12 protein-coding genes and 1 other annotated feature are annotated in these 14412 nt (G+C 57.0%); of the genes, 7 read left to right on the top strand and 5 right to left on the bottom strand.

The features are described 5' to 3' along the window. Positions 1-11: 11 nt before the first annotated feature. Genes NQE15_RS12245 through NQE15_RS12230 form a run of 4 tightly spaced genes read right to left on the bottom strand, consistent with a single transcriptional unit; the run spans position 12 to position 3195 of the window. On the bottom strand, positions 12-1262 hold the full coding sequence (locus tag NQE15_RS12245) for a glycosyltransferase (protein ID WP_265941695.1): 1251 nt from the start codon (positions 1260-1262) through the stop codon (positions 12-14). After that, a complete protein-coding gene (locus NQE15_RS12240) occupies positions 1259-2119 on the bottom strand; it encodes a hydrolase 1, exosortase A system-associated (protein ID WP_265941693.1) in 861 nt (286 codons plus the stop codon). The genes NQE15_RS12245 and NQE15_RS12240 overlap by 4 nt, the downstream gene beginning before the upstream one ends. Next, the gene (locus tag NQE15_RS12235) at positions 2116-2922 is read right to left on the bottom strand and encodes a hydrolase 2, exosortase A system-associated (protein ID WP_265941691.1); all 807 of its coding nucleotides are present in this window, start codon (positions 2920-2922) and stop codon (positions 2116-2118) included. Before NQE15_RS12235 ends, NQE15_RS12240 begins: the two co-directional genes overlap by 4 nt. A gap of 21 nt (positions 2923-2943) precedes the next feature. Then, positions 2944-3195: an acyl carrier protein gene (locus tag NQE15_RS12230; protein WP_265941689.1), complete on the bottom strand. Its 252-nt coding sequence runs from the start codon at positions 3193-3195 to the stop codon at positions 2944-2946. 245 nt (positions 3196-3440) lie between these two features. On the opposite strand from NQE15_RS12230, the gene NQE15_RS12225 reads away from it, so the two are divergent. Then, positions 3441-5042, top strand: coding sequence for an acyl-CoA ligase (AMP-forming), exosortase A system-associated (locus tag NQE15_RS12225; RefSeq protein ID WP_265941686.1), 1602 nt, complete (start codon positions 3441-3443; stop codon positions 5040-5042). A gap of 30 nt (positions 5043-5072) precedes the next feature. Next, positions 5073-6317: a pyridoxal-dependent decarboxylase, exosortase A system-associated gene (locus NQE15_RS12220; RefSeq protein WP_265941684.1), complete on the top strand. Its 1245-nt coding sequence runs from the start codon at positions 5073-5075 to the stop codon at positions 6315-6317. 10 nt (positions 6318-6327) lie between these two features. Here the strand turns inward: NQE15_RS12220 and NQE15_RS12215 are convergent, their stop codons facing one another. After that, positions 6328-7638, bottom strand: a complete 1311-nt coding sequence (locus NQE15_RS12215; protein ID WP_265941682.1) for a GNAT family N-acetyltransferase — start codon at positions 7636-7638, stop codon at positions 6328-6330. Between the two features lie 598 nt (positions 7639-8236). Between NQE15_RS12215 and NQE15_RS12210 the strand changes: the two genes are divergently transcribed. The 5 genes from NQE15_RS12210 to prsR all read left to right on the top strand — a co-directional run bounded on the left by NQE15_RS12210 (position 8237) and on the right by prsR (position 14397). Then, a protein-coding gene (locus NQE15_RS12210) for an IS3 family transposase (protein ID WP_265941681.1) occupies positions 8237-9465 on the top strand; the annotation gives its coding sequence in 2 pieces (ribosomal slippage) (positions 8237-8525 and positions 8525-9465; 1230 coding nt in all). Beyond that, positions 8515-8631: a sequence feature (AL1L pseudoknot), on the top strand. It overlaps the preceding gene by 117 nt. Positions 9466-9549: 84 nt before the next feature. Further along, positions 9550-10884: a TIGR03013 family XrtA/PEP-CTERM system glycosyltransferase gene (locus NQE15_RS12205; RefSeq protein WP_265941679.1), complete on the top strand. Its 1335-nt coding sequence runs from the start codon at positions 9550-9552 to the stop codon at positions 10882-10884. Positions 10885-10928: 44 nt separating this feature from the next. Further along, the gene (prsK, locus tag NQE15_RS12200; protein WP_265941677.1) at positions 10929-12695 is read left to right on the top strand and encodes an XrtA/PEP-CTERM system histidine kinase PrsK; all 1767 of its coding nucleotides are present in this window, start codon (positions 10929-10931) and stop codon (positions 12693-12695) included. Continuing rightward, the gene (locus NQE15_RS12195) at positions 12641-13042 is read left to right on the top strand and encodes an ATP-binding protein (protein ID WP_265941675.1); all 402 of its coding nucleotides are present in this window, start codon (positions 12641-12643) and stop codon (positions 13040-13042) included. The genes prsK and NQE15_RS12195 overlap by 55 nt, the downstream gene beginning before the upstream one ends. After that, positions 13039-14397, top strand: coding sequence for a PEP-CTERM-box response regulator transcription factor (gene prsR / locus NQE15_RS12190; protein ID WP_265941673.1), 1359 nt, complete (start codon positions 13039-13041; stop codon positions 14395-14397). Before NQE15_RS12195 ends, prsR begins: the two co-directional genes overlap by 4 nt. The last annotated feature ends 15 nt before the right edge of the window (positions 14398-14412 follow it).

Raw genomic sequence — 14412 nt, 5'->3', positions numbered from 1 at the left:
TAGGCAGCTGATCAGCCTGGCGAGGTGGTGCAGCGTTCCAGGAACTGCACCAGGACCTCCGAACGACTGAGGCGTGAAGCGCTTGCGACAGCCTCAGGCAACGGCAGACGGGCAGTGTTGCTGGCCACTGCATGGACGATCTCGAGCAGGCGCGAGGCAATGGCGTCACTGTCATCCAGGGGGGAAATCCAGTCGATCCCCGCATTGCGCAAGAGGCCGGCCGTGTCGCCCGACGAATCCGTCAGTGCGGCAATGGGACGCCCTGCCCTCAAGTACTCGTAGATCTTGGCTGGTATCTGGGCATTGCAATTTGCCGCCTGCATGACCAGCAGCACATCCGCCCTGAGCATTTCGGCAAGAGCATCGCGGTAAGAAATCGGTGGGCAAAGCTCGATATATTCGGAAACATCGTATTGAACCCCCAACGCTTTCAGCAAGTCGTCATGGACTGCCGCGCGAAAGCGGATTCTGAATTGCAGTCCGCCCGCCCCGCCCCCGTCCTTCAATTTTCGGAGTGCGACGAACAATTGTGTCGGATCCCGCTCGTCGGGATAGACGATACCGCTGTGCAACAACGTCACAATGTCCGGATTGAGTGGCCCGGCACGCCCGCGATCCTGTTGCTGAGATGCGAACGTTTCTTCGTCATAGCCATTTTCCAGAACAACGATACGCTCGGCGGCATCTGGATACCGGGCCTTGTACAGTGCCGCAGCACCGGGCGTCGTAAAAATGCAGAATGCCGCGTGTTTGGCTGCAGTTTCTTCAATTTTCTTGTAGGCGTTCCAGGTCGCCGGATCCACCGGGTAACCTTCCTGGGCCATCGGATCACGGAAATCGGCAATCCAGGGCAGGCCTGTTCGGCGATGCAGCTCGGCGCCGATCAGATGGGCCGTGGCGATCGGATAGGTGCTCCAGATCACGGATGGACGCAATTTGCGGATCATTCGCAAACCATCCAAAACCGCAGCCAATTTCCAGCTGACCCAGCGATCCGGCCGCGCCATTGCTGCAACGTAGCGACCAAAAATGGACAGATGCCGGGCGGTATCGAGCGCTAAGGACCGCTTGACGATCACGCTTTCCGGCACTTCTGCCATCAAGTCGTTGCTCGTCCGCTCATATGCGAGCGGATCAGCCGACAATACCAAGGGTTCCCAGTCGAATTTCGGCAGGTGCTGGACAAAGCGCAGGGTGCGCTGAATGCCACTACTGCCCGCCAGCGGAGGAAAATGATAGGCTACCATCAATACGCGCTTCATCGAGCAACCTTCGCATCCAGCCACTCTTTGGTGATATTTTCGACCTGCTCCCGCCATGCGCGCGACGAAAACGTATGGTCGGCCCCCACAATGTCAGATCGGGTAATTCGAGGCTCCCGGAGAGCGGAAGTCCATTTTGGATCGGCCAGAACCGCTTCAAGAAACTCCTTGGCGGTGTAGTCGTTTCCGCTCAGGAGCAGCAATACCGGCCCAGGGAACAAGTCGAATCCGCGTGCCATTCTCTCTTGGAAGGATAGCGCTTCGTCTTGAGTGCCTTGGCTTTTTTCCTGGCGCGCATTTTTAAGGCTGCCGAGAAAACCTGATAAAGCACGCCCGAGCCCAAGATTTCCAGTCAGCATCTTGCGCCAGAACTCCACCTGAAGGAGGCGTTGCCCGTAATAATGCTTGATGTGCGCCCGTGCGAGGGTAGCTTCAGAACGCACCCAGGGATTCAGCAGCACGAGGCCACTCAGGCGGGGATCACGGGTTTCATCCCAGTACATGAGGCTGGCCGAGGCGGCATCACACAACCCCCACAGCACCACGCGCTCGACCTGTGGGCAGTTAAGAGTAAAGGCAGCAATCGCCGCAGCGATGTCCTCGGTCAGCGATTCGAAGTTGCGCGGCTCGCCCGTGCTGTCGCCCATACCCCGGCAATCGAAGCGCATCGCAGGATATCCTGCCGCTGCAAGTGCCCGGCTCAGGTGGAGAAACTGGCGATGGCTGCCGACGCGGTATTGCGGTCCGCCGACGACAATCAGGATTCCCACCTTGCCCGACATTGGCGGCTGTGCAACAACGCCGACCATACTTTCACCGCCACACGAAAAGACGAAGGTTTGTTCGGCATGGTTCATTCACGATCCTTGAGCACAGCAAGTGTCGCCTTGATGAGTTCCTGTGCCTCCTCGACCTCGGTGGTCTGCCAGAAAGCAGGTCCGCGAACAACTGAAGAATAGACCTCAAAGCCGGCGTCTTGCCATTGTCCGATGCGCTTTTGCGAGACCGGGGTGAGCTCCGTATCGTCCTTCACCGATAGTTCGAACCAGCTCAGCTTTCCGACATGTTCGATTGGTGCTTGCAGGATCGCACTCGCCAAGCCCTCGGCAAGACTGGGAGAAACCGAGTAGCCAGCGATTTCGACAGCCTGGCCGGCGGCAAGTTGATTTCGGAGTTGTTCGGTTACGCCTTTTGCATTCCCGGAAGCCAGCTCGCCAGCCATTTTCAAGCGCATGAACTGTTGCCAGTGCTGCTTGCCGGAAATGACCGGGTGCCAGAAGATAAAACTGACCGCCTCGGGTAATTGGCTGGCCACGCTGGCAGCGACAAGACAACCGGCCCGCAAGCCCCAAAGTGTCAATGGCGCCTGGGTTTGTGTGCGAAGCCAGCGATACGCAAGTAGAACATCAGATTGCCACGCTTGCCAAGTGGCGTCCGAGAAATCTCCGGCGCTGTCGCCACAACCGAGCAGATCGATCTGCAGCACGGCATAACCAGCTTCGGCCATTGCCCTCGCTTGCAAGGCGGCCATGCGGCGAGATTTGTTCATTTCCTCCGCAAACGGATGCAGATAAATCACTGCACCGCGGGGCTGCGTCTGAGGTGCGTGGAAGAGGCAAAATCGCTGCCCCCCTTCGCCGGGAAGAAAGAAGGGCCGCATGTTGATTTCCAGAACTAAGACTCAAGCGGCCAGCTTGCCTTCGACGAACTCTACGAGGGAGCCGACAGTTGCAAACGTACTACCTTCGATTTCGTCATCATCAACCGTAAAGCCAAACCGCTCTTCAAAACCGGTAATCAAGGCAACAACGGCCATCGAATCCAACTCGGGAATGGCACCGAGTAGGGGGGTGCTTGGGGTGAATTCAGCAGATCGCCCATTCAGACTGAGGATTTCGTCCAGCAAGGACAGCACTTCTTTTTCGGTATTCAAGCCTTACTCCAGCGACATCGGATTTCAAAGGTCGCATTATAGGGGCAGAATGCGGTTTTGCCTGTGAGATAAGCCACAGTGTCATATTCCGACCTACTCGATAATACATTGTCGATAGGGCGTGATGTATGATCTTGGCGTTCCTCGCTTCGAGAAACCCCGATAACGCCTGGTGAATTTGTTGCTCAGATCGAGGGCAAGTTCTCTCGAGCGACATAACCATCACAAACCAAGCCACCTGCCCCATGTCCGAATCCTTCCTTCTGCACGAACTAATCGCCAAATCGGCATCGCGCACTCCGGATGCCTTGGCTATTTCTTACGGCAAAGCGCATCTAAGCTATGGCAAGTTACAAGAATCCGTAACCCGCTTTGCCGGTGGACTGCTTGGCCTCGGCCTCCAGCGTGGCGAGCGCGTTGCCATCTATCTGGAAAAGCGCTTCGAGACGGTGATTGCCAGCTTTGGAACGCCGGCTGCTGGTGGCGTTTTCGTACCGCTGAACCCGCTTTTGAAGCCAGAGCAAGTCGGTTATATCCTGCGCGATTGTAATGTCCGGACACTGGTAACCTCGCCCGAGCGTCTGGCGTTGCTGCAGAAGACGCTGCCGGAATGCCATGACCTGCGAAATATCGTAGTTATCACCGACGCAACCGACTCGTTACCAACATTCGGTTGCCAGAACATCTGTCGTTGGAGCGAGCTGCTAGATGCTTCGCCAGCCGCCGGCCATCGGGTGATCGACACCGATGTTGTCGGGATTCTTTACACTTCCGGCAGCACGGGAAAACCAAAGGGCGTCGTGCTTTCGCACCGCAATATGGTGGCCGGAGCCAAGAGTGTGGCCAGCTACCTGGAGAATCGTGCCGACGACACCCTTTTAGCCGCCCTGCCGCTTTCCTTCGACGCCGGCTTCAGCCAGCTGACCACCGCCTTTCATGTCGGTGCGCGGGTCGTGCTGCTCAATTACCTGCTGCCGCGCGATGTGATCAAAGCTATCGAACGGGAGAAGGTCACCGGGCTGACCGCCGTGCCACCGCTTTACATCCAGCTGACGCAACTCGCCTGGCCTGAATCGATCACCGAACACCTGCGCTACTTCGCCAACACCGGCGGCCGCATGCCCCGCGAGACGCTGGACGCCTTACGCCGGCACCTACCCAAGACCAAGCCTTTCCTGATGTACGGGCTGACCGAGGCGTTCCGCTCGACATTCCTGCCACCGGAAGAAGTTGACCGTAGACCGGACTCGATCGGCAAGGCCATCCCCAATGCCGAAATCCTCGTATTGCGCGAGGATGGTTCCCCCTGTGCGCCGCACGAGCCGGGCGAACTGGTGCACCGTGGCGCGCTGGTCGGCATGGGTTACTGGAACGATCCGGAAAAAACGGCCGAGCGCTACAAAGCTTTGCCAGTACATGCACCAGGCCGCGAGGCAGGGTTGGTGCTGCCGGAAATTGCCGTTTTTTCGGGCGACACGGTGCGCATGGATGAGGAAGGCTTCCTCTATTTCATTGGCCGCCGCGACGAAATGATGAAGACCTCCGGCTACCGGGTAAGTCCGACAGAAGTCGAGGAAATCCTCTATGCCACCCGGCTGGTTGGCGAATGCGTCGCCTTCGGCGTCGATGATGACCGGCTCGGCCAGGCCATCCAAATCATCGCCACCCCGCCGGCCGACGGCGATCTTGATGTCGCCGCCCTTCTCGCCGAATGCCGGGTGCGAATGCCGGCCTACATGGTCCCCGCCGGCATTGAGGTCCGCAATGGCCCGCTGCCGCGTAATCCGAATGGAAAGATCGACCGCAAGACGCTGTCGACTGAGTGGGTCGAAAAACATGCCGGCTAATCCGGTTTGTCAGAACAGGAAGTCCGAGCAATGACCACCGTGCCACGCCCCCTCCCCGTCCATGCCCCGATGCTGCAGTTTGCCGTCGCCGATGGCCAACTTCTGATCGGTGACATCCCGCTTCAACGCCTTGCCGCCCGCGTCGGCCAGACCCCGTTCTATGCCTACGACCGAAAGCTGCTCGCCAAACGGGTGGCCGACCTGCGTGCCGCGCTGCCTCCGTCGATCAAGCTGCATTACGCCATGAAGGCCAACCCCATGCCGACGGTGGTCGCTTTCATGGCCGGTCTGGTCGACGGGATTGACGTTGCTTCCGCAGGCGAATTGAAGGTCGCCCTCGACGCCGGAACCGACCCGCATGAGATCAGCTTCGCCGGCCCCGGCAAGCGCCAGGTCGAACTGCGGCAGGCCGTGGCAGCCGGCGTCCTGATCAACCTGGAGTCCTTCCGCGAAGTCGGGGAACTCGCTGCCATCTCTGCCGCACTGCAACTGCCGGCGCGCGTGGCAGTCCGGGTCAATCCCGACTTCGAGCTGAAGGGCTCCGGCATGAAGATGGGCGGCGGGCCCAAGCAGTTCGGGGTCGACGCCGAGCAAGTGCCGGAACTACTGGCGGCAATCGGCTCCGCTGGATTGCAGTTCGAGGGATTTCACTTGTTCGCTGGGTCGCAAAACCTGAAAGCCGAGTCGATCTGTGAAGCGCAGCAAAAATCTTACGAGCTCGCGCTGCGGCTGTCGACCCACGCACCATCGCCCGTCCGTTTTCTCAATTTGGGCGGCGGCTTCGGTATTCCCTATTTTCCGGGCGAGCAGCATCTTGATCTGGCGTCTGTCGGCGACAACTTGCGGCAGTTGGCCGCCCGCGCTGCGATCGACATGCCCGCCGCCGACTTGGTCATTGAACTGGGCCGCTATCTGGTCGGCGAGGCAGGGATTTACGTCAGCCAGGTCCTTGACCGCAAGGTTTCGCGCGGCCAGATCTTTCTGGTGGTCGATGGCGGCTTGAATCACCACCTTTCAGCATCGGGAAACTTCGGTCAGGTAATCCGCAAGAATTATCCGGTAGCCATCGGAAATCGCATGAATGCCGGAAACACGGAGATTGCCACCGTCGTCGGCCCGTTGTGTACGCCGCTCGACCTTCTGGCGGACCGCATGGAACTTCCAGTAGCCGGTCCCGGCGATCTGGTGGTTATTTTCCAGTCAGGCGCATACGGTGCCAGCGCCAGCCCGCAGGGCTTTTTGGGACATCCCGAAGTCGCCGAGGTGCTGGTCTAGATCGGCGCGACTACGCCAGAAACATGGTTGCATGTTCCAGATCTTCGTGCGTACGCCCTTGGTTCAGCGCATTGACGAATTTTTTCCAGATCAGGTCGGGCTCGCCGACGCGAAAACCATAAAAGCCGTTAAAGCCGTTTGCCTTGTCGCGCACTGCGAGTGCCTTTATGACTGACATTTCGGCTTTGCCGAGGTAGACCGTCGCCAGACTCCAGATATTGAGCGGCAACTCGACCTTGGCGTAAGCCTGGAAGCCAAATTCAGAAACCTCGATGACCTGGACTTCGAACTCGGCAGAAGAGGCCCCCACGGCATCGACCCGCAACCGTCCCGGACATTTGACGGAGAAACGTTGATGTTGCCGTAACTGGACCCCTCCTTGTTGTGAAGGCTGGTCGGGCAATACCGAACGATAGGCCGGCAGGTCGTAGATCGAATGGAGCAGCGCCTGTTTGCGCAGATCGAGACTGGCAAAGCCAGGGGTGCGCTGATTGAAGAAATAGTCGATCAGCTCCGGCGTTAAGACAGGATCGTTGGTCGTGAAATACCGCCGGTTAGGCAGCTTGATGTTCGGCAGACGGATTTCGGTAAAGTAAGCGAGCAGATTCTTGCGTGGTGGCTTGTTGGCGTAGGCGTGAGCCATGACGCCCGGCGCCTGATAGAGGTCAAGCGCCGCCCCGACCGCTGGCGCACCATTCGCAAAATCGTAGTTCTCGACCACATTGGCCGTCAGTCGCCCAAAGAAAAGGAGCGATTCATACATTTCGATGCGATTCGGATTGACCGCAATCAGCAAATGGCGCGTGTCGAAATATTCGGTCGCATACTCATACATGAATTTCATCAGCGGAAAGAGGATGGCACCGCCGGTCTTGCGGAACTTGGGATGCACAGCCAGCGCTGACACCTCCGCCAGGTTCCCACCCTTCTGCCGCACCGCGCTCAGATCAAAAATCTTCTGCAAAGGAAATCCGAAAGCACTCTCTCGAATCAAGGAGATGGTTCCGACCACCTCGCCGTCCCAAATAGCGCAGAGCGTAGTCGTCGTCGGCAATGCATGATAAATCGTGACACGCATTCCCGAGGGATCGGGCTGCATGAAGCCGCTATCGACATAGGCATCGTGAAGCAAGGAGAAGCAGGCCTCCAACTCCTCTCGACTATCGGCGATCTTCAGAACCAAGCGATCACTGGGGGCAGGGTCGCAATCAACAAACGAACGATAGACTGCAAAACGCGCCTCACGCGGCAAAGCAGCGATCACCCGACGCATAGTCTGATGCAGGAACTTTCTCAACACCCTGATCGAACTGATTTTCATCGAAATAACCTCCGCACGCTCGATACCGATGTTGTTTGGATATCTACAGTTATACACCACCCCCGACCAAATCAACCCGTGCGGATCTAATCGAATCAAGCCAGATAAAACTATAACTTTCGTGATAAAGCTTTTTTAAGAATCAAGGTATACACTCGTTGCCCCTCAAAGCTAATGAGGAATGGCGCAATGCGCCTCAATTGCTGACTGTGGTCTAGATTGCGTAATTTATCAAAATAGATGATTTTATAGCTTTTGGCACTCATTGCTTATTCAATAAGCAATTGATTTAATTAAAACAATTAAGCGCAAATTTGTTGATCGCAATATCACAGCAAACAATATTAAGAAATCGTAGCCTCCGTGAAATACTGCACAGGCATCATGACACGCCGCTCTTACAATCAGTCGCAAATGCTCATCATTGGCCAACAGGCGAATGGTGATTGGCGAGATGCAACAAAGGTATGTTTGCAGGTAATTCCTGCACAGCCCGACTCTTTGATATTTTGCGTGGCACAGCTTAAGGACGGGGACTGATCATGATCTGAATCGCCCCGGGTTTGGTGGAGGCTCTAACTCTTGAGAAGATAGAGCCATGAAGAAGTCAGTTAAGTTCTCCCCCGAATTTCGTGAGCGCGCCGTGCGCATGGTTGCCGAAAGCCGTGCCGATCATCCGTCGCTGTGGTCAGCCGTTGAATCCATTGCGGTCAAGATCGGTTGCACGCCGCAGACGCTGCTGACCTGGGTGCGTCAGCACGAACGAGATGCCGGCCAGCGCGAAGGGCCGACCACGGCGGACCAGAAGCGTGTCAAGGAACTGGAGCGCGAGGTCAAAGAGCTGCGCAAAGCCAACGAGATCCTCAAGCTTGCCAGCGCGTTTTTCGCCCAGGCGGAGCTCGACCGCCGATTCAAGTCTTGAGGTCTTTCGTCGACGAGCATCGTGCTGCCTTCGGGGTCGAGCCGATCTGCAGGCAATTGCAGATTGCCCCGTCGGGCTACCGGCGTCATGTCGCTCGGCGGCGCAATCCTGAACAGCGCAGTCAGAGAGTGCGGCGTGACGAGGTGTTAGTGCCCGAGATCAAGCGCGTCTGGCAGGCCAACCTGCAGGTCTATGGTGCCGACAAGGTCTGGCGGCAACTGAACCGCGAAGGCATCGCGGTGGCCCGTTGTACGGTCGAGCGACTCATGCGGCGTCAAGGTTTGCGCGGAGTCATGCGCGGCAAGGTGGTGCGCACCACGATCAGCGACAGCAAAGCGGCTTGCCCGCTGGATCGGGTCAATCGACAGTTCAAGGCCGACCGTCCCAATCAGTTGTGGGTCTCGGACTTCACCTATGTCTCGACCTGGCAAGGCTGGTTATATGTGGCTTTTGTCATCGACGTTTTTGCCCGCCGTATCGTGGGTTGGCGAGTGAGCAGTTCCATGCATACGGACTTCGTGCTCGATGCGCTGGAACAGGCGCTGTACGCCCGTCAGCCGAGTCCCGACGAGGCCTTGATCCACCACTCGGACAGGGGCTCGCAGTACGTCTCGATCCGCTACAGCGAGCGACTGGCCGAAGCCGGGATTGAGCCATCAGTCGGCAGCAAGGGCGACAGCTACGACAACGCGCTAGCCGAGACGATTAATGGCTTGTACAAGGCGGAGATGATCCACCGGCGCGCCCCTTGGAAAACCAGGGAATCCGTGGAGCTGGCAACTCTGGAATGGGTGTCTTGGTTTAACCACCACAGGCTGCTTGAACCGATTGGCTATATCCCCCCCGCAGAAGCTGAGGCAAACTACTACAGGCAACTCGCCGATCAGGCCGCCATCGTGGCCTGACTTAAACCAACCGGCCTCCACGGAAACCGGGGCGATTCAATCAGGCTATTCAATCATTGGTTACGCTGGCGCTCACTAGCTCAGATGCTATTCGACTTTTCCTTCGTCATTGTCGGAATCGTCATCGCCATGATGTGGATTCACAACGGCCTTCCGATCAATCACCGTCAAGTCCTGATCTTCGGCCTCCTGCTCGGAGTGGCCATGCTGGTCATCAACTCTTGGCTGGGTTTTTATCAGCGTTTCAATAGCCGAAGTGTCATGGAAAGCCGGGCGCGGGCCGTTCTCTCACTCTACCTTGCGGTCCCCGTGGCCTATGGCATTTTCGCCCTCCTTCCACTGACCGGGGTCAACCAGGAATTTCTCCAACTATCCGCCATGTCAGCAGTGTTCGGCATGCTGGTCACCCGTGTTAGCGCCACCCACGCCACTACAACCAACATACTGACCCGGAGAATCCTAGTTTTTGGAACAGGGGCTCGAGCACTGGGCGTCAAGCGTGCTCTCAACAAATCAGACCCTTCAGCGGAAATCCTCGGGTTTTTCCCCAGCCCGAACGAAGAAGAAATCGCTGTGCCCGACAACATGGTCCTTTCCCGAAACCACTCCCTGACCGATACCGCCATCACGATGAAGGCCGACGAAATCGTGGTTGCCCTGACCGAACGCCGAGGAGGGTCGATGCCGCTACGCGAACTGCTTGACTGCAAATTGCAGGGCATTCGCGTTCTGGATCTGGCTAGCCATTTCGAACAAACCCTTGGCCAGATTCGCTTGGAATCGCTCTACGCCGGCTGGCTTATTTTCGGCGACGGTTTCCGCCAAGGAACTATGCGCACCCTCGTCAAGCGTATTTTCGACGTCGTTTGTGCCTTGATCCTGATTCTGCTCGCCTTACCGGTAATGGCAGTGGCCGCGGTCGCCATTGTGGTCGAAAACGGTTTCCCCATTCTCTATCGTCAAGAACGTGTCGGCCTCAACGGTCGTCTGTTCAATGTCATCAAGTTCCGCAGCATGCGCCGCGATGCAGAGAAAGATGGCAAGCCGATCTGGGCGGCAGCCCAGGACGATCGGGTCACCAAGGTCGGCAAAATCATTCGCAAACTTCGGATTGATGAACTGCCCCAGCTTTTCAGCGTCCTCAAAGGTGACATGAGTCTGGTTGGCCCCCGCCCCGAGCGTCCTTTCTTTGTCGACCAACTGACCAAAGAAATTCCTTTCTATGCAGTACGCCACAGCGTCAAACCGGGCGTTACCGGTTGGGCTCAGGTTCGCTACCACTATGGGGCGACGGTCGAGGATTCTGCCGAAAAGCTCCAGTATGACTTGTACTATGTCAAGAACCACTCGCTTTTTCTCGACATTCTTGTCCTGTTTGACACAGTGGGTGTCGTGCTGACCGGCAAGGGTGCCCACTGATCATCTGCGCCACAGCTCCGTCGAGACGCTCACATTGATAGTGCATGGCTACTGAATCCGTCACCCTGATCGTCTGGAGCCTGGGTATCGCTGCCGGCACCTATACCCTGCTGGCGATTTACCTGCTTGCACTCGGCAAGGAATGGCGGGCGGGTCTTCGCGCCAGGATGATGTTACTCGCTGTATCGGCTTCCACACTTTGGGCTGGTCTATCGTTTTTTGCTATCACCAGCACCCTCTCGTTATTGCTTCTTTTAGCCTCATTAACGGACATCCTGCGATATGGAATCTGGTTTGCCTTTGTCGCTTACCTCTTGATTCCCGAACCCGCCCAGACGAATGGGCGAGCCTTGCTACCGCCCTGGCTGATTCCAGCCTGCTGGGGAGCTGCGTTGTGGGGTATCGCCCTCCAGCTTTCGCTGGCCTTCGGCATACTGCCCGCCGAGCAATGGTTTCGCGCTGCACTGTTCCAGTCTCTTGCCATGCCAGTCATTGGCCTGATGTTGATCGAGCAGCTATTTCGTGCGGTTTCGGATGATTCAGTCTGGAATATCAAGCCACTTTGCCTTGGCCTGGCCGGCCAATTCGTGTTCGATATTTATCTGTTTTCCGATGCACTGATGTTCAACCGGATCGATGCCGATGCCGCAAGCATACGTGGCATCGTTCATGCCATTACCACGCCGCTTCTTCTTCTTAGCACCCTGCGCAGTCGCGACTGGACATCGAAGATCCATCTCTCCCAGAAAGCGGCCTTCCATTCGGCGACGCTATTAATTGCCGGACTCTACCTATTGTTCATGGCGAGTGTTGGGTACTACGTTCGCTATTTTGGCGGTGACTGGGGACGTGCCTTGCAATTGGCTACCCTTTGCGCCGCCCTACTGGGACTGGGTGTGATTGTCGTATCCGGATCGATGCGGGCCAAGCTGCGAGTTCTGGTCGGCAAGCACTTTTTCAGTTATCGCTACGATTACCGGGAGGAGTGGCTGCGCTTTACCCAGACCCTATCCGCCCAAGACTCGCCGCAGGCCCTGGGGCAACAGGTTATCCGAGGCCTCGCCAACATGGTCGAAAGTCCAGGTGGAGGGCTATGGTTACGGGATGGAGGCCAGGATTGCTACCGCCAGACGGCGCGCTGGAATATCCCGGCCAACGATGCCGTCGAAACGGTGGATTCGCCCCTATCCAGCTTTCTGCTACGCAGCGGCTGGGTAATCAATCTGGAAGAGTATCGCTGCTTCCCTGGTCGCTATGGCGATTTGGAAATCCCCTCCTGGCTTTCCGACGTTCCGAATGCCTGGTTGGTTATTCCCCTGATGGTAGGTAGCCAGATGGACGGATTCGTTATCCTGGCGAGTTCACGAACCCAGATCGATGTTAATTGGGAGGTCAACGACCTATTGCGAACTGCGGGTTGTCAGGCGGCAGGGTTTCTGGCCAACATGCAGGCGACGGAGGCACTACTTGAAGCACGCAAATTCGACGCTTTCAACAAAATGTCTGCATTCGTGGTCCATGACCTGAAAAATATCGTCACCCAACTTGCCTTGATGCTAAAGAATGCCGAGCGCCACCGCGACAATCCCGAATTCCAGCAGGACATGTTGATGACGGTTGATCATGCAGTCGAGCGCATGCGCCAATTGATGATGCAATTGCGGGAGGGTGCAACCCCCCGGGAACCGCTTGCGGTGTTAATCTTCCTGAGATCATTGAACGGATTCAAAAAGAAAAAAGTGATCAGGGGCGATCAGTGGAGCTCGATCTCAGGGATCGCCTGGCAACGCGTGGCCACGAAGAGCGGCTGAAACGTGTCATTGGCCATTTGGTGCAGAATTCACTGGATGCAACCGACCCTGGCGGGAGGGTCTGGGTTGCCCTTGAGAAGCGCGGTGATCGTGCCGCACTGGAAGTCGGCGACACCGGCCATGGTATGAGTCCCGAGTTCATTCGCGAGAGACTTTTCAAGCCGTTTCAGAGCACAAAACAAGCTGGAATGGGTATTGGCGCCTATGAAAGTGCCCAATACATTCGCGAATTGGGTGGTGAGATGAATGTAGACAGTGAGCCTGGCCACGGAACCCGTATCACGGTGATTCTTCCGCTTTTTGAAGTACGTACCGAATCTGACTTGCACACAAAGGAACTCGCTTGAGCTCAGAAAAGCTGCGCCCCCTGCTGATTGTCGAAGACGATCCGGCGCTTCAGAAGCAGTTACGCTGGTCCTTTGACCAGTTCGAGACGCTGACCGCCGGCGATCGGGAAAGCGCCCTCACGCTGGTCCACCGCCACAATCCGCCGGTGGTGACCATGGACCTTGGTTTGCCGCCCGATGCCGACTCGGTTTCCGAGGGGTTCCGGCTACTTGAACAGATCATCTCCGTTGCGCCAGATACCAAGGTCATCGTCCTGACTGGTCAGAATGACAGAACCAATGCCTTACGCGCCATCGGCTTGGGTGCATATGATTTTTTCGCCAAGCCGTTCGAACCCGAATTGCTTTCGTTGACCATCGAACGGGCATTTCGCCTTTACGATCTGCAACAGGAAAATCGCCGTCTGCAATCTATCCAGCATCCGGCAGCACTAGCCGGACTGCTGACGCGAAGTTCGGAAATGCTGCGGGTTTGCCGTACCGTCGAAAAAGTGGCAAGCAGTAATGCCACGGTTTTGCTACTCGGCGAAAGTGGCACCGGCAAGGAGGTACTGGCGCGTGGGGTGCATGAGACTTCGCAGCGCAAGAACGAGCGTTTCGTCGCCATCAACTGTGCTGCAATTCCAGACAACTTGCTGGAGAGCGAACTGTTTGGTTACGAAAAGGGAGCTTTTACCGGGGCCGCCAAGACAACACCGGGCAAGATCGAAAGTGCCAATGGCGGCACCTTGATGCTGGACGAAATCGGCGACCTCCCTCACCCCTTGCAGGCAAAATTGTTGCGCTTTCTGCAGGAACGCGTGGTCGAGCGACTCGGCGGGCGGCAGGAAATCCCAGTTGATGTCCGCATCGTCTGCGCCACACATCAGGATCTCAAGACGCTGATCAAGGAAGGCCGGTTCCGGGAAGACCTCTTTTATCGCTTGGCCGAAATCGTCATCAACATCCCGCCGCTGCGCGACCGTCAAGGTGATGCCACCTTGCTCGCTCATGCCTTTGCTCGACGCTTTGCAAGCGAACAGAACCGCGGCAATATGACACTCACTGAAGACAGCATTCGCGCCATCGAACTCCACTCTTGGCCCGGCAATGTTCGAGAGTTGGAGAATTGCATCAAGCGTGCCGTCATCATGGCCGACGGATTGCAAATCACGCGCGAGGATATCGGACTGGAAACACCTGAGGGTGCAGACTCGGAATTTATCGACCTGCGCCGTATCCGCGACGACGCCGAACGCAGTGCCGTTGTAACTGCACTCGGCCGCGCAAACGGAAACGTCGTTCGTGCTGCGGAAATCCTTGGCATCAGCCGCCCCACGCTCTACGACCTGATGCATCGCCTGGGCTTGAAATAGCCGTCAACCATTGAA

This window comes from Dechloromonas sp. A34, assembly GCF_026261605.1.
Classification (GTDB): domain Bacteria; phylum Pseudomonadota; class Gammaproteobacteria; order Burkholderiales; family Rhodocyclaceae; genus Azonexus.
This window is presented reverse-complemented; position numbering and strand designations above follow the sequence as displayed.